The sequence below is a fragment of the Bacillus rugosus genome (genome assembly GCF_023238245.1).
In the GTDB taxonomy this organism is placed as follows: Bacteria; Bacillota; Bacilli; order Bacillales; family Bacillaceae; genus Bacillus; species Bacillus rugosus.
Genome location: NZ_CP096590.1, coordinates 1,614,395 through 1,635,450, shown reverse-complemented (window position 1 = coordinate 1,635,450; position 21,056 = coordinate 1,614,395). Strand labels below are relative to the sequence as shown.

Genomic DNA, 21,056 nt, shown 5'->3' with positions numbered 1-21,056 from the left:
TTATAAAACAAATTTCGCACAGATGGAGAAAAAAACTGAAAAACCGACTATTTTTGTCGTTCAAACGTGACTCTCCATTTGTCTTTCTTGGTTTTTCCTTCGATTTTTGTTAAGCTGCATCGGCCAAAGCCTCTGATAGACAGCATGTCCCCTTCTGCCACCATGTATGAAGGATCTTCAACTACCTTCCAGTTCACTTTCACGAGTCCGTTTTTCACAAGCGTCTGTGATTTCTGGCGGGATTGTCTGCTCATAGAGGCGCAGACGGCGTCAAGCCTTAAAGAAGAAACCGTGTCATCTCTTATTTCGACATCAACTGCTGGAATGTTAAGGTCTGACAAGTCAATTTTCTCTAGGCTGACCGCAGCTTTGCCTGCTTGGGTAAGCTGTGCAGCCACAAAATCAGCGGTATCGGCTGAGACAATCAATTGCACTGATGTCTCAGAAAACACGATGTCACCAAACTTTTGCCGCTTTAAGCCTATGCCCATTAATGCACCAAGCAGAGAACGGTGATCTACTGAGACAAACTTTTCAGCATAACGGACGTTAAACGCCTGCAGTTCAAAATCCGATTCTTCCGGAGTGATGTACTCTGGATACAGAATCGCCCGTTTTCGTTCCGCTCTGTCATAGCCGCCGGAAAAAGCAAGCCCGACGTCTGCCTGTCCGGTAACAGCTGAGAGAATAACCTGCTCTCTGGGATCTAAAAAGTCAGTCAGCTTCATCCGGTACTGCTCCTGGACAATACTTTTCCATTCGAGCGCCTGGTCAATAAAGGCCCGCTCGTCTTTTCTGAAGTGCTGATATATATCGCTCATCGTCTTTCCCTTCTATGTAAAGAGGCTTGGCTGCTGCCAAGCCCCTATCAAACTGTCACATTAAAACGCAATCATGCGATAAAGCCCCCACAAGCCGGTTGTCGCAAACCGAAGCACAAGAATGGCTACGATCGGTGAAATATCCAGCATTGCGATCGGAGGGATGATTTTTCTGAATGGTTCGAGATATGGTTCACAAATCGAAGCTAAAAAACGCCCGACTGCCGTTTCCCTTGTACTCGGCACCCATGACATAAAAATATATATGATCAGGGCAAATGAGTATATTGTGATTAATAAGCTTAAAACCGAAAAAACTTGATAAAGGATCATCTCGCTTTACCACCTCTGATGTTCGTCTTCAGATATGAGCTCAGAAATTGTGCCTGATACATCTACGTTGTCAGGCGTGCAGAGGAAAATATCCGAGCCGATTCTTTGAATATCGCCGCCGATGGCATAAACAGTTCCGCTTAAAAAGTCAACAATCCTCTTGGCCTGGTCATGCTGTATACGCTGAAGATTGACGACAACTGCCCGCCGGTTCTTCAAATGGTCGGCTATTTCCTGCGCCTCCGCATAAACGCGCGGCTCACTCAACACCACTTTAGAGGATTTCTGAACACTTTGCAAGCTCACTACATTCTGTTTGCCCGCCGGTTTGTTTGCGGCATAAGCAGGTTTTTCTTTTTGCTCATGCTCTTCATGAGATTCTTGCTCTGTCTCAATATATTCATATTCGTATTCTTCATCTTCCATTGAGAAAAAGTTTTTCAGTTTATTTTTCATACTCATTGCTGTACACCCCCTGTTTCATATCCGACTAACGATGAGCCGATTCTAATATAAGTAGCCCCTTCTTCAATTGCAATTTCAAAATCATTTGACATGCCCATCGACAGTTCAGTACACGGAGCGTTCGGCTGTTTCAGCTCCTGAACCTGATCACGGAGTTCTCTCAGCGCCCTGAAACAGCCTCTGATCTGATCTTGATCATCAGTCAGCGGAGCCATTGTCATCAATCCGGCCACAACGATGTGTTCGAAACCGGAAAGCTCCTGTATGAATGGAATGACTTCTTCTTTTTTCATGCCGTGTTTAGAAGGCTCAAGAGAGGTATTGACCTGCACAAAGCATTGGACAGTACCTTCAGCCCGTTTTTCGATTTCTTTCGCTAATGAGAGCCGGTCTAAGGAATGGATATAGGAAACAGAATTGACGACAGTTTTTGCTTTTCTTGATTGCAGACTGCCGATAAAATGCCATTCCGGATTCCCTTTCATCACTTCCTGTTTGCGGAGCAGTTCCGCATCCCGATTCTCTCCGAGGCAGGTAATGCCCGCATCCACTGCCTCTTGTGCTCTTTCAGGCGATACATATTTTGTGACTGCAATAACCGTAACTTCATCGGAGCTTCGGCCCGATCTGTTACATGCTTCGTTTATTCGTTCGTTTATATGTCGTAAATTATCAACAACACGCAAGATCTTTTATGCCTCCTTCATTCCGATAAAGGACATCATCCGTCCAGTTTTCCCCTGATCGCGGCGGTGAGAATAGAAAAGAGACGGCTCACTTTCCGTGCATAAACCGCTGACAGAAATCTGTTCATTTGCCAAACCGCTGTCGATCAATATAAGGCGGTTCAGCTCTTTCAGGTCAAGCTGATATTGCGCCTGTGCCGTTTGATTTACGGCACGTTCTCCCGACACCGGCAATGCCCGGACAGCATCCATGACACGATCGTCTACCGTATAGCATGTTCCGCTGATAGATGGTCCAATAACAGCATAAATATCTGAGAGATTAGAACCTTCCTGCTCGGTCCATCGCTTCACCATTTCTCTGCCAATCTGTTTGACAGTGCCTTTCCACCCAGCATGGGCGACCCCGACAAGCGATTTAACCGGATCATAAAAGTAAAGAGGCACACAATCAGCAAAGCATAATGCCAAAAACACATTCTTTTCATTTGTATAGAGCCCGTCCGTTGCTTTTAAAGCCGTATGATACTCTCGGGCGCCTTTTCCCCTATCCCTCTGCGTCACTTTTTGAACGCGATTATCATGTGTCTGATCAGCAAATACCCAAGACTGCAAATCAATATTAAACATATCGGCAATATATTCACGATTTTTAACTACATCTGCATCTTTGTCATGAACGTGCAATCCTGTATTTAACGATTCAAAAGGCTTTTGGCTGACACCGCCGTTTTTCGTAGTAAATCCGGCAATGACTTCTCTGTTGTTTTGATTCGTTTGTGTCCAGTCTTGTATCATGAGTGTCGAGGGTGTGGTAAGACTGAATGGGTGATATATATTCATGATGATCCAACCTTTCGACAAACATTTAAAAAAGCGGAATTTCCCACTTATTTTACCACATCTTTCTGCATTCGTTGAGCGCCGATTTGCATATTTCTAAATGAAATGTGCCGGAAGAATCGAGACTTCCGGCATTTGCCAATCCGCGGCAGACAAAGCAGGTTATGCATGCGGTTCACTTAATCGGACCAAGATTACATCTTCTCCGATTTTTACTATATTTCGCCATGGAATGACCAATTCCTCTTCTTTTCCAAAAAATCCGAGAACTTTCCCATTCCCCCCCAGTATGATCGCCTGAATTTTTCCAGTGGTCACATTGATATCTATATCACCAATGCTCCCCAGCTTTTTTCCATTTGAGACATTGACGACATCCTTCACCTGAAATTCTGAAATGCTGATCATTCCATCACGTCCTTTTTCCGTCCTTTTTTCAAGTATATGAACGGGCGGGCTGAACCTTGTCAGCAAGAAGAAATTTTCATGGTCACTGTTCTTTTTTACGGCTGCACCAGCCGATGATAAAATTGAGCATAATTTTCGTATAATCTACCAGTTGCTCAATCGATACCTCCTCGTTCACAGAGTGTGCATTATGCAGATCACCAGGACCGTAAATCACGCTTGGTATGCCGGCATTATACAGCCAGCCTCCGTCTGTAACGGATTGAGAAACGTCAACAACCGGACACTCCCGTTTCACTTTCTCGTGAGAAGCTGTAAGCACTGAGACGCCTGGGTGGCAAGGGTCAACTTCCAGAGCCGGAAAAATTTCTCCTCTGTCTTCAATCATAGATGAGCCTCCCCACTTGAAAACAGGGCGGTTTTCCCTAAGCCAAATATCACTGTCACTCAGTCGGTTAATGTAATCTTCTATTTCCGCTGCCACTTGTTCATGAGTTTCATTCGGGTAAAAATGGACTGTGATCCACAGCCGGCACTCGTCCGCTATAAAAGCCGCATGTCTGCCGCCTTCTATGACAGCCGGGTTAATCGTATTTGTGCCTGGTTTAAAACCGGGATAACTTTTCATAATGGACCAGTGGCGTTCAAGTTCACCGAGGCCTGCAATGATTTTTGCCATCTTTTCAATTGCGCTTGCTCCAAATGTTCCTCCGCCTGCGTGAATCATATTCCGCCTCGTCCCATCATGAAACGTTTGACTGCTTTTGATTTCGATCCAGCCTGTAATGACACCGCCTTGGCCTTGAATATGCATATCGCTCGTATCCGCAACAACTGCAAAATCAGCATGATAGCCCCTCTTGCAGCATTCAAGCGTACCGGCTTCTCCGACTTCCTCCCCGATAACCGATTGCAGAATCAAATCACCGGGAAGTTCAATGCCGGCTTCACGAATCAATTTGACAGCAAACAGCACACACGCCATTCCGCCTTTCATATCAGAAGCGCCTCGCCCGATTAAGAGACCGTTTTTTTCGATTGGATGAAACGGATCATGCTCCCAATCCTCATCCTCTTTTACCTCTGCCACATCTACATGACCATTGATGATCAAGCTATGATAATCTGCTGAATCTGTTCCCTTTAGCAGGCCTACAACATTGGGATCTCCCGGGTACACATCCCATTTGTCAATCGTGAATCCCATTTCATTTAAAAATCCGGCAATCCATGATTGAATGCCGTCTGTATTTCTTGCAGGCGGAGCAGGTGTTTGATAAGAAATCAGCGTTTTTGCAAGCTGAATAAGCTCCTCCTTTTGGGCTTCCACTTTTTTTATCAGAGAGTCTATTTGTTGATTCAATGTGATCCGCTCCTTTACTTAAAATCAAAAAGCCGTTTCATATGTTATGAAACGGCTCAATAAAAACAAACAGAGTCCTACGTACTCTGAATTTTTCACCGCTTCCCTCCGCTGGCATGATCCAGATCAGGTCAAAAGGGTTGAGACAAATATCTCTCTCAGCTTCGAAAAGCACCCCTAGGATGAATCGATATGTGTTTGTCAGGCATTCGTTATCGGCTCTGCTCTTGTTAAAAACGGCCGATCATGATTCCATAATACATGGATTGGCGTATCAAAAAAAGCAGAAAGTATTTGATCAGTCAGCATTTCCTTTATTTCCCCCGATTTAAAGACCTCTCCCTTTTTTAACAAAAGGGCTTTGTCAAACACCGGCAAAATTTCTTCCGCATGATGCGTCACATAAAGGATCGATGGCGCGTTTTCTTTATTTGCAATGTATGTAATCGTATCTAACAGCTTTTCCCGGGCAATAAAGTCCAGCCCTGTGACTGGTTCGTCCAATATCAGCAGCTCTGGATCGGCCATTAGCGCTCTTGCAATCAAAGCTCTTTGTTTTTCTCCTTGAGAAAGGGTTTCATAGCGGCGGTCGGCATATTCAATTGCTCCCAAGTCCTCTAACAAGCCAATCGCTTTTTCCCTGATTTCTGCACTTGGTGTTTCATATAAGCCAATCGAAGCGTAAGCTCCGCTTAAAGCAATTTCAAATGCTGAATCTGCAGGATAAAACTTTTGCTGAAGAGCCGCTGAGACGAGGCCAATTTTCCTTCTGAGCTTCTCCCCAAGCTCCGTTTTACCAAATTCATGGCCAAGCACCTGCATCTCGCCCGATGTTGGAAAATAATATGAGCAAAGCATATTTAACAGCGCTGTCTTTCCGGCGCCATTCAGTCCGTAAAGCACCCAATTTTCCTTTTCTTCTACTTTCCAATGAATATCTCTCAGTATCCATTTTCCATTCCGTTTTAGTGAGACATTGTCAAGCTGCAAAATCATCGTGGTCCTCCTCTTTACTGCTCTTTATAATTATTTAAATTTTCATAAAACTTTGTACGGACTAGGATACCTTATTTTTTCCAAAACGTAAACCGCCCGCAATTAATAGAAAAGCCTTTAAAACAAAAATTGTTTTAAAGGCTTTCCATTTCATTATTGATGAATATTCTTATTCATTTGTTTGATAGCCGCTTTTTCAAGCCTGGACACCTGCGCTTGGGAAATCCCGATTTCTTCGGCTACTTCCATTTGTGTTTTTCCTTGGAAGAATCGCTTTCTTAAAATCATTTTTTCCCTATCATTCAGTCTTCTCATGCCCTCTTTTAAAGCCAGCTCTTCAATCCATTGTGAATCTTTATTGCGCTCATCACTGATTTGGTCCATCACATAAATCGGGTCTCCGCCGTCGTTATAGATCGGTTCAAATAGAGAAACCGGATCCTGGATGGCATCAAGCGCAAATACAATTTCCTCATGCGGTACTTCAAGAACTTTTGCGATGTCTTCTGCAGTCGGCTCCTTGCTTGTCTCACTGATTAACCGCTCTCTGACCTGAAGTGCCTTGTAAGCGATATCCCGGAGTGATCTTGACACACGGATCGGATTATTATCGCGTAAGTACCTGCGGATCTCTCCGATAATCATAGGTACAGCGTATGTTGAAAACTTAACATTGTGGCTTAGGTCAAAATTATCAATGGATTTCATTAGTCCGATGCAGCCGACTTGAAATAAGTCATCAACATACTCTCCTCTGTTATTAAATCTTTGAATGACACTTAAGACAAGACGCAAGTTCCCGTTTACAAGCTTTTCTCTTGCTGAATCATCGCCTTCATCCTGCAGCTGTCTAAACAGCTTTCTCATCTCTTCATTCTTGAGTACTGGTAATTTGGAGGTATCCACCCCGCAGATTTCGACTTTATTTCTCGACACTTTTTTCCCTCCCTACAGGAGCTGCTGTACAACGTTAAGTATCTCCTTGGGTGGGAAAAATATGCACTGCACTCAGACCGAAAAATAGTCATAATTGGGAAATCCTTGTAGAATCAAGGGATTACCCGCAAAAAACTTTTTACACCATTTTGTTGAATTCCTTTCGCAATCTTTTAATGATTCGTTTCTCCAGACGAGAAATATAGGACTGGGAAATCCCCATCATATCCGCTACATCCTTTTGGGTCTTTTCTTCTTCGCCGACAAGACCAAAACGGAGTTCCATGATTTGTTTTTCTCTTTCATTGAGCTGTTCAAGGGCTTTTTTCAAAAGCTTTTTATCTACGTTAGCTTCTATATCCTTTGTGATGATGTCATCGTCAGTGCCGAGCACATCAGAAAGCAAAAGCTCATTGCCGTCCCAATCAATATTAAGCGGCTCATCAAAGGAAACCTCTGAACGGATTTTGTTGTTTCTCCTTAAATACATCAGGATTTCGTTTTCTATACAGCGGGAGGCATAGGTCGCCAGCTTGATTTTCTTTTCTGGATTGAACGTATTCACAGCTTTGATTAATCCGATGGTGCCGATGCTGATTAAATCCTCTATATTAATTCCCGTATTTTCAAATTTACGGGCGATATAGACGACCAGTCGCAAATTTCGTTCGATCAAAATGGCGCGAGCCGCCTGATCGCCGTTTGGGAGCTTCATTAATAGAACCTGCTCCTCATCTTTAGATAATGGAGGCGGCAGGGCTTCACTCCCGCCTATGTAATAGACTTCATCACTTTTCAGCCCAAGTTTCATCAGCAGCTTATACCAGAGGTGCGTCAATCGCAATTTCAGTTTTTTCATCTTCCTCTCCCTTCTAAATGTCACGTCGTTTGAGTATGATAAGTAACGGACATTTGCGAACATTATGAAACGTGTTTGATGGCCTTGCCCGAAAGCATTTTCGGATGAATAATTGCGTCAAACTCTCCATCTGCCGATAGCTTTGTTGTGCTGATGCCGATGAAGCATTTATCCGCAGAAATCATTTCTTCTTTTGTTATAATCGTTACATGATCCGGTTTAACGCATAGTAAAAATTGATTTTGCTGACCTACTCCTCTGTATGGAATCAGCCTCATTTTATCCAAAAAGCGAAACGAATCATCGAGCCGCTGGGTGGCTTCCAATGGATCTGTGTTTCGAATGATCATCGTTTCGGCTGCTCCGAATATCGGTTCCAGTTTATCAATGTACATAATCATGACCGGCGTTTTAGTAAGCGGATCATACAGCTGATTACCGGAATCAACCAGCCCTCTGACATGAAGCGTTTGCCCGCCAAAATCCGCCTGTACGCTGACTCGTTCCTCATACTGAATGTTTTTTGTTTCAATATCTTCAATTCTTCTCTTAGAAAAAAACCATAATGCTGGAAAGCCAGCAACAATAAACAACCAGCTGATTGGGTCTCCAAACCCAGTTTGATTGGTGATCATAACCCCGTTTCGAACAACAGAGTTTGACTGCAGCAAGGAATGGGCCCCGATAATTCCTCCCCCCATTAAAAAAGTGGCAAAATAAAAGGAAAACAAATTTTGAAAGAAATAGCGGAATCTCTTAAAGCCAAATGTCACCATCACAATAACAACTGAAAAAGCAAGCTTGCCTGCCGGATGTTCAACGATCGGCGAAAAAGGTGTAAACATCAATAGGACAATACTGGAACCGATGAACGCTCCGCCTATCAGTCTTCTTTTTTTCACATGCCGTTTTAAAATAAATGCCGTGAGCAAAAGCAAAAGTGCATCAAAACAAAAGTTTAACAGCCAAATGACATCTAAATAGATTTTCACATCTGACTCCTTTCTATCTTGCATCACGCTGTTTCCCTTCTTGTTACATAAGTATAAAGCAAGCTCTGTGGGAAAGTCTGTCAATTAATGTTGAGAGGAAAATACAATTTTTCAGGGATATCTGCTTAATTTGTCGAGGAAATGAATGAGAGGATATATAAAAAAAGCTGCCTGTAGAGGCAGCTTTTTTACACTTAATTTTCAGTATTGATATAAAGTTTTCCGTTCGCTGTTTTTCTTGTTTCATTTCCATAAGCATCTCGTACAATCACTTCTACTTTTGCTCCGTTTGCTTTAATAGAAGAAGTGGCTGTCCAATAGCCTTCATATCTCCCCGGAGAAATTTCTCTCAGCGGGAGCTCTGTGGCGTTTTGCACACTCGCTCTTGCATTTGTCAGCGGCAGCCGAATGACAAACGTTGCATCCAAATCTTCAGCGCTTGAGAACGCAATTTTCACAGATTCACCGGCTTTTAAAACTTTGTCCTCTCCCGGAATCAAACCGGAAATGACAGGCTGGTCAAAGTTGACATCAATGACAGCCTTTTTCGTCGTCTTGTTGCCTGCTAAGTCTGTAGCAGTTACCTTGATTTCATTGCTTCCGTTCTCCAACAGAATACGGGCTGAGTATGAACCATCAGTTACGGTTGCTTTTTTGCCATTCACCTTGACTTCTTTCAGATTGTCATCAGATACAGATCCTTTGACAGTCAGCGTTTCTTTATTTGTTTTCTCGCCATCCTTTGGATTGTCCAGCGTCAGTTCAGGCTTGTCTTGATCAAGCGTGACTGTGACCGGGCTGGAGGCATCCGTAGTTCCGTTGTCTGTTGATGCAGTGGCCGTCAGCTTATTTTCACCCTCGCTGAGTGTGATTCCCGCCTGGAACGTGCCATCCGCAGCAGCTTTCGTTTCTCCTGCTTCTTTCTCGCCATTATAAATGTGTACCGTTGTACCAGGAGAGGCTTTTCCTTTTACGGTGACGTTCTCCTTATTTGTGTATGATTTGTCTGTCGGTGAAGTAATAACAGGTACAGCAGCTTCATAATCAACTAATGCGCGGATCATATAGTTGCCGTCTGCTTTGTCACCTGGCTGCCATTCTCCGTCTATATACTGCCAGTTGCGGCCGGAATTCGGACCGGTTTCATCCATTGCAAGTCCAGGTGAATACGGGTCAGGTTTCGACTGGATATACACAAGATAAAAGTCTTTATCGACCATAATCCCTTTTGAACTGAGATCTACCTTGGTCCACTCGCCATTGCGAAGGGCTTCAGCGTTAAATGGTCCGGCAATTTTCTTGCCCGGTGCTCCGTCTTCTCCTGTAGCATCGTATACCTCAACCTTAAACTCTGTGCCGCCAGGGTCAGGGAACTCTGTATCCCAGAATCTGAACAGTCCTCCTGTAAGCATGCCTTTGTCCTTGCCGTCAGCCAGCGTCATTTTGACCGCCCATCCGTTACCGGCCGCAAAATAGGAATTGGCATTCTCCGCCGTTCCGTCATCATATGCAATCTCACCCGGATAGCCGACGAAAGGCTTCAGTACAACTTCTTTTGTCATATCACCTTTTAAATCAACGGAAAATTCATCGCTGTAATAACCCGGTGCAGCGACTTTAATCGTATAAGCGCCCTCATAGGCCTCAAGCGAATATTCGCCTTTGTCGTTTGTCGTAGCCGGTTCAACCGCAGCATCCTCTACAACATAAACGGAGGCGCCTTTTACCGGATCTCCTGTCGTTTTATTGATGACTGTTCCTTTTAATGTGCCCTTCTTCATTTCCTCTAACGAAAAATTAGCTTGTGTCGTCTGATCTGCCTGCAGAGAAACTTTCTGTGTTTTCGATTGATAGCCGTATGCTTCTGCCATAAGCGTATAGTCTCCCGCTTTGTGCGTAAGCGTGTACTGCCCTGTGGATTGATCTGAATATGTTGATTTTCCTGTTTCTACCACACTGACTTGTGCCCTGAGCGGCAAAACTTGAGGCTGTATATCTTTACTCTGATGTTTTACCGTTATGTTTGCAGATGGCTTAGCTTTTTTCGGATTTACTGGCTTTTTCTTTTGCTTTCCAGACGGCTTTTCGACACCCAGCTTATTCTTTTTGGCTGTTTTTCCGGCTGATTTGTCAGAAAGCACTACATCATCAATGTACCAGCCCTCTTTTGAAATACTTTCATCAGATTGGAGATTAAACATCACTTGAATGTTTTGACCTTGATAAGCGGATAAATCAATTTCTTCGTCCGTCCACCTTGATGTCTTTCCATTATAGACACCAGCCTGCTGCCAATTCTTTTCACCTTCAGGCAAAACAAAAACGTAGCCGTAGTCAAAATCATCCTCTAAATTGTGCCAGCTTTTAAATTGAAGAAACAAGTTTCCTGAATCCGGCACTTTAACAGGAGGCATCACGAGATTCATGTTGGCTGAGCTGGCATAGTTTCCTGCCAGATTTGTTCCGTATACTTTTTCTCCGGATGCTGCAGTATTTGGGCCTGACGATGGAACGCCCCATTCCCAGCTATTATTTGTTCCGCTCGCAATCCAGCCGCCGGGTACAGTTTCAAAGTCCTGCTTATATCCCGCTGTGATGCTTGGCTTCACTGGTACATCGTATGTGTCAGACTCAACGACATGGCCTCCAAAATCCTGAATAATCCACTTATAGCTTAGTGCAGTTCCTTTTATGTTTGGGATCTCTGCCTGATAGGTCCCTTTCAAATGATCGCCGCTGATTCGCTTAGCCGTTACTTCTGTCCAATCACCTTGGTCCAGCTTATAGGACAGTTTTACAGATGTCACACTTACATTGTCTTCAGCTGTCAAAGTAAGCGGCAGGCTCGCGCCCTCATAAGCTTCTGTTACTTTCTCATGCTGATAGACAGGAGGCTCTTGATCATCTCCCTCTACAGAAACTTGTCCTTCTGCTTTTCCTAAACCATCTGTAACAGCTGATACAGCATCAAAAGCGTTCACCAAACCATGACCGTATCCGTTATTCGGAGAATCAGGGAATGTTGAATCCGTCAGCGGTTCAGCCGTGCTGGTTAATATATCTTCCATCTCATCGACAGAAAGTGAGGCATCCGCCTGTTTCAGCAGTGCGGCAACAGCGGACACATGCGGCCCTGCCATTGATGTGCCGTCCCATCCGTCCTCATATGTCTGACCCGGAACAGAAGAACGAATATTTACGCCAGGTGCAGATATTTCCGGCTTTATTTCATCATATGGAGATGGTCCTTGAAGAGAAAAGTCAGCAAGCTTTTTGTTTATATCAGTCGCTCCAGTTGCAAACGATTCGGGATAGTTTGCCGGGTTTGCAATAGAACCAGGGCCGCCTGGAATAAAAAGATCCGTATTCCCCGCTGAAAACTCAGGGAAAATATCGGCCGCACGCCAGGCATTAACCATGTCTCTGTACCATTCATCGAGTCCTGAGCCCCCGCCCCATGAATTATTGACAACATCAGGAGCCATTTCCGGGTGAGGATTGCCCTCTGCGTCCTTCGGAGCTAAAACCCATTCACCGGCATCTAAAATGTCAGCATCAGTGCCGCCATCTTCGGAGAACGCTTTAACAGCAATCCATTTTGCGCCTGGCGCTACACCGATTTGATTTGTCCCATCGGGTTCAGATCCCACCATCGTACCTGTCACGTGGGTTCCATGAGCCAAATCATCATAAGGACTTGCTTCGCCTGCTACGGCATCATACCAGTTCATTTCATTATCCGGCTCATCAGGACTTTCCGGATTATATCCGCGATATTTCTCTTTTAAAGCCGGGTGGTTCCATTCCACACCGGTATCAATGGACGCGACAACCGTACCAGTTCCGTCATATCCAAGTGCCCAAGCTTTCGGGGCGTCGATTTGGTCTACATTCCATTCCACACCGTCAGTTGCTTTGATAGCTTTTTGCGCTTTTTTCATGTTAAATGGAGAGGATGATTTAAACAGCTGCCGTTTCTCATTTGGAAGCACTTTTTCCACTTCAGGGAACTGCGCCACTTTTTCCATCACCTCTTTTGAGGCATGGACAGCGATCCCATTCACCACATAATAAGAGTGAATCTGGTCTGCATTTCCCTTATTTTTCTGGCTGTTTAAGTATGTTAAGACATCTCTTTGGGATTCATCGGCTGTGACTTTTAAAGATGACACAACGGCAGAGCGCTTTTGATATTCCGTCTTAGCAGCAGTCAGCTTCTTCGATTTCGCTTTTTTAACAGCCGCTTTTGCCGCTTTTTCTGTGTCAGCTTGATCTTTAAATTTAATCAGGAAGGTCATTTTTTCTTTCTTTTTAAAGCTTTTCTTTAATGAACTCGAGATCTTGTTCTGAATGGATTCAGCAGATTGAAGCTCCTGTTTCACAGATGTTGAGGCACCTTTGCTGCTTGCCCCGGCTGTACCCGGAAACAGCAGTGAACCGATGACAACCGTACTTAAAACAGAACTGATGAGTCTGTTTTTCGTTCTTTTCCTCATTTTTATCCCCCTTTTTCAAAATACTTTGTAAAAAAATGTCGTCCCTCCTTTTAAAAATGAATGGTTTGTCAGAACATTGCTGTATGTTAACTGTAGACAATCTGAATTACAGATATTGTCGTTTCATGTCAGTTAATTTCCATATATATGAAAATGATAAAAACGTCATGAAATAAGAATAGGTCTAATAGTCCGATTTGCTGCTATGTGAAGGAAGACATAGGGAAAAAGACTTTACAAGAAGAAAAGTTATGGAGGAAAAACAAAAAGGACAAAATCGAAAACGATTTTGTCCTTTACATTAGCCGCGTTTATTACGGTTTCTTAAGAATGTCGGGATGTCAAGCGTATCATCAGCCGGCTGTGAGGTATGACGGCTTACTGTATTTTGTTGCTGCTGCTGAGGCTCCTCACGTTTTGGCTCACGCTTTGGAACACTTTGATTATGTGTTTTGATGCTTTGGTTTAAGCTTGGACGCTGAGGTTTCGTCACGTCCTTCTCTTGTTCGATAAAACCAGTCGCAATCACTGTCACCACAATTTCGTCTTTTAGATTTTCATTTATAACAGAACCGAAAATCATGTTTACGTCTTGGTCTGATGCAGAAGCGACAATGTCTGCTGCTTCCTGAACTTCATATAGGCTGAGGTTTGTTCCCCCAGTGATGTTCATGAGGACGCCTTGCGCACCGTCAATGGCCGCTTCAAGAAGCGGACTGGAAATTGCTTTTTTCGCTGCTTCTGCCGCGCGGTTTTCTCCAGTCGCAATACCGATACCCATCAAAGCAGATCCTTTGTTTGACATGATTGTTTTCACATCAGCGAAGTCAAGGTTGATAAGACCAGGTGTAGCAATCAAATCTGAAATACCTTGAACCCCTTGGCGGAGTACGTTATCCGCTTCACGGAATGCTTCAAGCATCGGCGTGTTTTTATCAACAATTTCAAGGATTCGGTCGTTCGGGATCACGATCAGTGTATCCACCGCTTCTTTCATAGCTGAGATTCCGCCTGCAGCCTGCAGTTGTCTTTTGCGTCCTTCGAATGTAAACGGTCTTGTGACGACTCCGACTGTTAATGCGCCTAAGTCTTTCGCAATTTGTGCGATAACCGGTGCGGCACCTGTTCCTGTTCCGCCTCCCATACCAGCAGTCACGAATACCATGTCAGCGCCTTTTAACGCTTCTTCAATCTGCTCTTTGCTTTCTTCAGCGGCTTTTTTTCCGACTTCCGGATTCGCACCTGCTCCCAATCCTCTAGTCAGTTTTGCGCCGATTTGCATTTTTACTTCTGCTTTTGACAGGTTAAGAGCTTGAGCGTCCGTATTTACCGCGATGTACTCTACTCCTTGCACTTCATTTTCAATCATTCGGTTAACGGCGTTGTTACCGCCGCCTCCTACTCCGATTACTTTAATTGATGCTAAGCCGTCTATGTTTGTTTCGAACTCCAACATGCTAAATCCTCCTAATCTGCCGAATGACTATCTATCTATTCCCAAAACATGCTTAATAGTTTTTTCATTTTGCTCTGTTTATTATGTTCGGCTTGTGTTTTTTGTTTTCCTTTTGGCCGCTGCTGCACCTCATTTTGGTGATGATGCTGCTCTTGTTCCTCTGATGATGAGACTGCAATTTCCTGTATCGCTTCTTCAGGCATCTTGAAGCCTATTTTTCTGCCTTGGATTCTTGCATTTCGGCAGGCGAATTGGATCAAGCCTACTCCCGTCATATATTGAGGATCTCTTACACCGATATAATTCGGGCTTGCCACTCTGACATTGTTTTGCAGCACATCCTGCGCCAATGACATGACACCCGGCATTGCTGCTTGTCCTCCTGTCAGCACGAAGCCTCCCGGCAGATCGGTAATTCCCATACTGCTAATCTCTTCTGAAACAATTTCAAGAATTTCTTCTACTCTTGCTTCAATGATATTCGCTACTTCCTGCTGTGTAAATGTTTGTTTTTGATTGGTGCCTATAACGGTTACCTCAAATACTTCATCTTCCGAGGCTTCGTCATAGTAGGCATGTCCAAATTGCTTTTTCACGCGTTCTGCTTCTTCTGTTGACGTTCTCAATCCGATGGAGATATCTTTGGTGATATTTTCGCCTCCGAGAGGAATGACACGGGTAGAAGTGAGATGTCCGTTCTGGAATACGGCAATGGTTGTTGACCCTCCCCCTATATCAATGAGAGCCACACCAAGGTTTTTCTCGTCCTTTGATAATGCAGCAGAACCGGCTGCCAGCGGCTGAAGACAAATATCAGTTATTTCAATACCGGCTCTTTCAACACAGCGGAGTAAGTTATGTAAGATTGTTTTTGAACCGGTGATCAAGGTGCCCTCTACTTCTAAACGCACACCCAACATTTTTTTTGGATCGGTGATTTCATCTCTTCCATCAACGATAAACTGTTTAGGAATGACGTCCACAATCAGCTGTTCGTGGGGTATTGAAACAACCTGTGCCGCCTCCATGACACGGCGTACATCTTCAACTTGAATTTCTTTATTTTCACTGGAAACTGCTACAACACCGTTTGTATCTTGAATATTGATATAATTTCCATTAACGCCGACAATAGCTTTTCTAAGCGGAAAACCTACCATTCTTTCAGCTTGGTCAAACGCTTTTCTTATAGAATGAACGGTCTCATCTATATCAACGATTGAGCCTTTTTTCAACCCTTCAGACGGTACATTTCCCACACCGATAATATTAAGGGAATCATCTGTCATTTCTCCGACGATCACTTTTGTATTGGACGTACCGATGTCAAGACTGACGTAAAGTTCATTGTTGTTCATTCTATGGCACCTCCTCACATTTCGATCATTTCTATTCTATTATTTGCGGAACAACAATACAATGAATGTGGCTTTACAAGTGTGTAACAAAAAATAACAACGGAATATTCCTTATGTGCTCTTCACATTTTATGTTTATTGAAAATATTCGTTATATCCTATGTATATCCTCTTTTATATCACATTTTTTTTATTTTTTTTAGAAAGAGTCCACTTTGTTAGTAGATTTCTTCTGATAACGGCTATATTCTGAAATAATCTGACTCCAAATGCGAATATACCTGCTAAATACAAGTCTACACCAAGATGGACTCCCAGAAAAGCTAAACTTATCGCCAATATAATATTAAAAAAGAAACCGGAAACAAATACCATTTCATCATATGTACCTTGTAAATGCGCCCTGATTCCGCCGATTAATGTATCAAGTGCGGCAAGCACCGCAAGCGATAAATAGTTTGAGTATTCACTCGGTATCGTTAAGTTTGTCATCAGTCCAATCGCTATTCCGAGCACCAGTCCCAGCACGGGCAGCCACATGACAATTCTCCTCCTTTTCAGTCTTTAAGCGGTTTCAGCTGTTGTACGTCCAATGGTCTGTCATATGCTTTTAATGTCAGCTTGCTTTCCGATTTACCGGCTTTTAATGCTAAATTTTCAGATGCAAAAAGGTCCTCAAGTCCTGACCCCTTCACTCTGCTGTACAGCATGTCCGGATCTTCGGCAAGCACTTTTACTGTTAAAGGATAATCGTCAAGGCCGTATCCGTCTATTTTCGTTGTGCCGTTTATATCCCTTATGACTGTATGATTCACAACTCTTCGCCCGTTAATCGAGATATGCTCTGCACCGAAGGAGTTGAGTTCATTAATCAGCTTCTTCAGCAAATCCGGAGGCGGATTTCCGATCGGCTCTCCTGTTAAGCTTTCAGAAAAAAGCGGGGAAATGGTGATGACAATTCCGCTACCTGTTATATCGGTCATGCCGGCTGTTTTTTTTAAGGTTTGCAAGGTATTATTGAGCGCAGTTTCTTTTGTCATTTCTTTCGTTTGCGAATAGCTATTCAGCAGTTTGTCATATTTGTTTATTTCAGCCAGCAGCTTTTCCTGTTTCTTCTGCTCTGCTGTCAGCTCTTCCCTTATATCCCACATATCTCTTGTGTCTCGGACTTGAGGGTGCTTTAATGAGTTAAACTGAACAGCTATCATGAGGCCGAAGATGACCATAAGCACACTGATGCTTATGAAGGAACGCTTTATTTTCAATCTGTTTCACCCGCTTTTTCAGTCATTCCTTCGTTTTCAGAATCGGTTTCATTTGTATGTTTTTCTCTTTTTCTGCGGAAACAGAAATATGATCCATTGACAGCTGATCGATCAGGCCTCCTGCTATATTTAACGAAGGCAGCAGGACATCTGGATCTCCAATAGCGGATATCGTAAACGGGGCAGGATGCTGCACCCCGTCTACCGTTACAACAGGACCGTTGCACTTGATATAGGAATCATGTGTCAATCGCTGGCCATTAACGGCGACGGCTGCCGCACCCGAGATATACAGTTCGTTTACCACTTGAAAGATATGGCTTTCGTGAACGATGTAACTATTCACATTTTCCCCTTCCGGTATGTACGACGCATCTTCCAAGGTCACCTCAACGCCATCTCCCTGCACACCGACTTCCCCAATATACATTCTGTATTTTTCAGTATCCTCGAGGACGTTATAGTATTCCGTCTTTTCTTTCTTCAGTTTATTTTCTGCCTGACGGACTGTGTTTTGCTTTTGATATAATTCTTTTTCAAGTTTCTTATTTTCTTTCTCCTGTTTCAGGAGTTCATCTCTCAGCGCATATTCTTTTTTCCACTCTTCCGTCTCAGCCGCGCTTTTGTTGTTTTCTTTTGTCATTTGAAAAGAAAATGAAATCAAAAAGCCTGCGATAAGCATGATCAAAGAAAGAAGGACTGCTGATTTGCCCCTCAATTTTCTTCTTCCTTTTTAGCAGCTTTATCGTTTTTTCCAAACTCTTCAAAATAGGTAGCAACTTCTAAATGAATAATTCCTTTTTTATTGCTGCTAAGCTGCGAAATGATAGAAGGATACGTTTTCATTCGGTCTGCAAAGGTTTTAATAGACGCAGTGACAACATAACCGTCGTTCATATACAATTTAATACGGTTTTCATCCATTTTTACAGGCGTATAATAAACTTCTGAAATCGACTGTTTTAACGAATTTGACAAAGCATCGAGCTGCTTGGCCATTTGAGACCGTTTCTTCGCGTTTGTCCAATTTACCAAAATCGGTCCGGCATCATCCGGCGTTACTTCGTTTGGCAGAACTGAACCGTTTTCAAGCACTTCGTAGTACACATCGTTTTTTTCTAAATAAGCAATTGCTTTATATTCTTCGATCGCAATGTTGATTTTATTAGGAAGCGATTTGCTGATCTCAGCTTTTTTTACTAATTTATTTTGCTGTATCTTTTTTTCTGTTTTTTTCTTGTCCAAACTCCAAAACTCAGTATCTCCGCTGTTAATATCGGAAAGTTCGATAATTTCCTTTTTGGATACATTCTCATTCCCTGTAACAGAGATTGTTGATACTTTACTGATTGGCGTCTGCAGATACACGATGATCAGCACCATAATAAAAAACAGCATAATAAATGAAATGAGACGGCGGTTTGCCTTCTGTTTCCGCTGCTCTTTAATTTTAGGAATCCGTTCTTCAATGTTTACGATTTTTTCTCTGTCATGACCCGGGTTCATTGCCTGTTCACCTCATTCAAATGAAACAGCTGTTAAAGTCTGTCTATTCCAAAACAAACGGCATACTATAGATGCCGTTTGCGTTTGCTTACAGTATATCATATGAACAGCTTCAGTCAGAACTTGAATCAGCGATTTTCGCCGATGATTTCAACCTCTGTGTGCATATCAATCTCGTATTTTTCACGGATGGTCTTTTTCACATGATCAATGAGATCAAGCACATCTTTTGCTGATGCTCCGCCTGCATTGACGATGAAGTTTCCGTGCATCTCCGATATCTTTGCACCGCCGATTTGATATCCTTTCAAGCCTGCTTTTTCTACAAGATTTCCGGCATGATTCGGAAGCGGATTTCTGAATATGCTTCCCGCACAAGGGCTTGAATACGGCTGTGTATTTTTTCTGTAGTCTTTATTGCTTTGCATTTGCTGAACGATTGATTCCTTATCCTTCTGTTCCAGCTGCAGAACAGCTTCAAGACAAACGCCCGGGCGTTTCTTTTGCAATACAGATGTTCTGTAGCTGAAATCCATCTGTTCATTTGTCAGCCACTCAATCGTGCCGTCTTCAAATAAAATATGTGCTTTGACGAGGATTTCGCTCATATCAGAACCGTGAGCGCCGGCATTCATATAAACCGCTCCACCGACTGATCCTGGTATACCCGCAGCAAATTCCAAACCGGACAGGCCTTTTTTACTCAATGATGTAGCAAGACGGACCACTGAATAACCGCCTCCGACCGTCACTTTTTCCCCTTCAAGCTCCAAATGGTCAAGGCCTGCGCCCAGCTTAATCACTACGCCTCTGATTCCCTCATCTAAAACAAGAAGATTTGATCCGCGGCCGATGACTGTCCACTTTACATCATATTTTTTAATCACGTCCATGATATCTTTGACAGCATCTACACTGCTTGGAATGACCAATACATCCGCAGGTCCGCCGATTTTCATCGTTGTATGATTCGCGAGCGGTTCATTTGCAAGAACCTTGCCGACTTCGCGTTCTTTTAATTCCTGTATCACTTTCTCCATCGTAAACCTCCGCATTCCATTTGCTTTTCTATTATTTTTTCAATTCTTCGAGTACGCTGTATAAACGGGCAGCCGCGTCAGGAACACCGAGTGACTTTGTCCGTTCGCTCATTTCCTTTAACGTTTGCTCATTCAATACAATCCGGTCAAGCGCATCAATCAGCTTTTCACCGCTGAGCTCTGTTTCTTTCAGAACAATCGCCGCATCATGCTGGCCGAGAGATCTCGCATTAACCTCCTGGTGATTCGCTGTTACATATGGGCTTGGGATCAAAACACTTGGGATTCCGAGAGCAGTAATTTCGGCAATCGTCGTCGCACCGGCTCTGGCCACAATGACATCAATGGCCTTTAAATACTCTGGCATTTGATGAAGAAACGGCTTTGTGACCATATTATCAGCGGCACCCTTGCTTTTCAGCTCATTCATCACTTTTTCATAGTGAACTTCACCGGTGATATACAGCACTTGATAGTCTCTTGTTTTCAGCGCATCCTGCATGTCAATGACAGCACGGTTAATCGGTGCAGCGCCTCGGCTTCCGCCAAAGATTAAGACCGTTTTTTTCTCTTCAGAAAGCCCAAATTCGGCCATTGATCTGCCCGTCTTTATTGAGACGACTTCAGAAGCTCTCGGGTTTCCCGTAAATACAACTTTCTCGCTAGGAAAATGTGATTTTGCTTCTTCAAAACAAATCGCTACTTTATTAACATATTTTGAAAGAAACTTATTCGTGATGCCCGGCAGGCTGTTTTGTTCATGGACAATAGTCGGAATTCCCATTTTCGCAGCGGCATAGACAACCGGTCCGCATACGTAACCGCCCGTTCCAATCACGGCATCGGGCTTAAATTCCGCTAAATACGATTTGCTCTTTTTTACGCCTTTCAGAAAACGCATCACAGTTTTGACGTTTTCAAATGATAGCTTTCGTTTAAATCCTGTAATTTCAATTGAACGAAATGGTATATTCTCCCGCTCAACAATTTTTTTCTCCAGTCCGTTTTCTGTTCCGATATATAAAAATTCCACATCAGGATGACGGCGCTGCACTTCTTTAATAAAAGCAAGCGCAGGGTAAATATGTCCCCCTGTACCGCCTCCGCTTATTGCAATTCGCATATCTCTTCCCCCAGTCTAAGTTTCTTTATAACATAACGATAACCCTGTTTTGTTGGACAGGGTTATCGCATCAATTGTTTGCAGCTTCCTGTTTATAGGACGCCTGGCAA

The 21,056-nt window shown here is 43.4% G+C and carries 20 protein-coding genes and 1 riboswitch; all 20 genes read right to left on the bottom strand.

Features of this window, described 5'->3' with window-relative positions:
* Window positions 1-47: 47 nt before the first annotated feature.
* Window positions 48-821, bottom strand: a complete 774-nt coding sequence (locus M0696_RS08385; RefSeq protein WP_166853141.1) for a YlmH family RNA-binding protein — start codon at window positions 819-821, stop codon at window positions 48-50.
* A 60-nt stretch (window positions 822-881) separates the two neighbouring features.
* Window positions 882-1,154: a YggT family protein gene (locus M0696_RS08380; protein WP_003221463.1), complete on the bottom strand. Its 273-nt coding sequence runs from the start codon at window positions 1,152-1,154 to the stop codon at window positions 882-884.
* 6 nt (window positions 1,155-1,160) lie between these two features.
* Window positions 1,161-1,616, bottom strand: a complete 456-nt coding sequence (gene sepF / locus M0696_RS08375) for a cell division protein SepF (protein WP_166853143.1) — start codon at window positions 1,614-1,616, stop codon at window positions 1,161-1,163.
* Window positions 1,613-2,305, bottom strand: coding sequence for a YggS family pyridoxal phosphate-dependent enzyme (locus tag M0696_RS08370; RefSeq protein WP_222142792.1), 693 nt, complete (start codon window positions 2,303-2,305; stop codon window positions 1,613-1,615). The genes sepF and M0696_RS08370 overlap by 4 nt, the downstream gene beginning before the upstream one ends.
* Before the next feature lie 6 nt (window positions 2,306-2,311).
* A complete protein-coding gene (gene pgeF, locus M0696_RS08365; RefSeq protein WP_222142791.1) occupies window positions 2,312-3,148 on the bottom strand; it encodes a peptidoglycan editing factor PgeF in 837 nt (278 codons plus the stop codon).
* Between the two features lie 162 nt (window positions 3,149-3,310).
* On the bottom strand, window positions 3,311-3,556 hold the full coding sequence (locus tag M0696_RS08360; protein WP_003232153.1) for a YlmC/YmxH family sporulation protein: 246 nt from the start codon (window positions 3,554-3,556) through the stop codon (window positions 3,311-3,313).
* A gap of 82 nt (window positions 3,557-3,638) precedes the next feature.
* A complete protein-coding gene (locus M0696_RS08355; RefSeq protein ID WP_222142790.1) occupies window positions 3,639-4,919 on the bottom strand; it encodes an acetylornithine deacetylase in 1,281 nt (426 codons plus the stop codon).
* A gap of 86 nt (window positions 4,920-5,005) precedes the next feature.
* Window positions 5,006-5,108: riboswitch (TPP riboswitch) on the bottom strand.
* A gap of 12 nt (window positions 5,109-5,120) precedes the next feature.
* Window positions 5,121-5,915: an ABC transporter ATP-binding protein gene (locus tag M0696_RS08350; protein ID WP_222142789.1), complete on the bottom strand. Its 795-nt coding sequence runs from the start codon at window positions 5,913-5,915 to the stop codon at window positions 5,121-5,123.
* Between the two features lie 153 nt (window positions 5,916-6,068).
* Window positions 6,069-6,851, bottom strand: coding sequence for an RNA polymerase sporulation sigma factor SigG (gene sigG, locus M0696_RS08345; RefSeq protein WP_003221449.1), 783 nt, complete (start codon window positions 6,849-6,851; stop codon window positions 6,069-6,071).
* A gap of 139 nt (window positions 6,852-6,990) precedes the next feature.
* Window positions 6,991-7,710: an RNA polymerase sporulation sigma factor SigE gene (gene sigE, locus M0696_RS08340; protein WP_003221446.1), complete on the bottom strand. Its 720-nt coding sequence runs from the start codon at window positions 7,708-7,710 to the stop codon at window positions 6,991-6,993.
* A 62-nt stretch (window positions 7,711-7,772) separates the two neighbouring features.
* Window positions 7,773-8,702 carry a sigma-E processing peptidase SpoIIGA gene (gene spoIIGA / locus M0696_RS08335; protein ID WP_222142941.1) on the bottom strand — a complete coding sequence of 310 codons (930 nt, stop codon included), beginning with the start codon at window positions 8,700-8,702 and terminating at the stop codon, window positions 7,773-7,775.
* A 194-nt stretch (window positions 8,703-8,896) separates the two neighbouring features.
* On the bottom strand, window positions 8,897-13,198 hold the full coding sequence (locus M0696_RS08330) for a S8 family peptidase (RefSeq protein WP_222142788.1): 4,302 nt from the start codon (window positions 13,196-13,198) through the stop codon (window positions 8,897-8,899).
* Between the two features lie 301 nt (window positions 13,199-13,499).
* Window positions 13,500-14,654, bottom strand: a complete 1,155-nt coding sequence (ftsZ, locus tag M0696_RS08325) for a cell division protein FtsZ (RefSeq protein ID WP_222142787.1) — start codon at window positions 14,652-14,654, stop codon at window positions 13,500-13,502.
* A 35-nt stretch (window positions 14,655-14,689) separates the two neighbouring features.
* Window positions 14,690-16,012: a cell division protein FtsA gene (ftsA, locus tag M0696_RS08320; protein ID WP_222142786.1), complete on the bottom strand. Its 1,323-nt coding sequence runs from the start codon at window positions 16,010-16,012 to the stop codon at window positions 14,690-14,692.
* A 174-nt stretch (window positions 16,013-16,186) separates the two neighbouring features.
* Window positions 16,187-16,552, bottom strand: coding sequence for a small basic family protein (locus M0696_RS08315; protein WP_003238683.1), 366 nt, complete (start codon window positions 16,550-16,552; stop codon window positions 16,187-16,189).
* A 17-nt stretch (window positions 16,553-16,569) separates the two neighbouring features.
* Window positions 16,570-17,277: a DUF881 domain-containing protein gene (locus tag M0696_RS08310; protein WP_248602684.1), complete on the bottom strand. Its 708-nt coding sequence runs from the start codon at window positions 17,275-17,277 to the stop codon at window positions 16,570-16,572.
* Window positions 17,278-17,299: 22 nt separating this feature from the next.
* Window positions 17,300-17,995 carry a DUF881 domain-containing protein gene (locus M0696_RS08305; RefSeq protein WP_166853162.1) on the bottom strand — a complete coding sequence of 232 codons (696 nt, stop codon included), beginning with the start codon at window positions 17,993-17,995 and terminating at the stop codon, window positions 17,300-17,302.
* Window positions 17,992-18,783 (bottom strand): cell division protein DivIB, encoded by a 792-nt coding sequence (divIB, locus tag M0696_RS08300; RefSeq protein ID WP_222142784.1) that lies wholly within the window; start codon window positions 18,781-18,783, stop codon window positions 17,992-17,994. Before divIB ends, M0696_RS08305 begins: the two co-directional genes overlap by 4 nt.
* Window positions 18,784-18,911: 128 nt before the next feature.
* Entirely contained in the window at window positions 18,912-19,823 is a 912-nt protein-coding gene (murB, locus tag M0696_RS08295) for a UDP-N-acetylmuramate dehydrogenase (protein WP_222142783.1), read from the bottom strand.
* A gap of 31 nt (window positions 19,824-19,854) precedes the next feature.
* Window positions 19,855-20,946, bottom strand: a complete 1,092-nt coding sequence (gene murG / locus M0696_RS08290; RefSeq protein ID WP_166853168.1) for an undecaprenyldiphospho-muramoylpentapeptide beta-N-acetylglucosaminyltransferase — start codon at window positions 20,944-20,946, stop codon at window positions 19,855-19,857.
* Window positions 20,947-21,056: the final 110 nt, after the last annotated feature.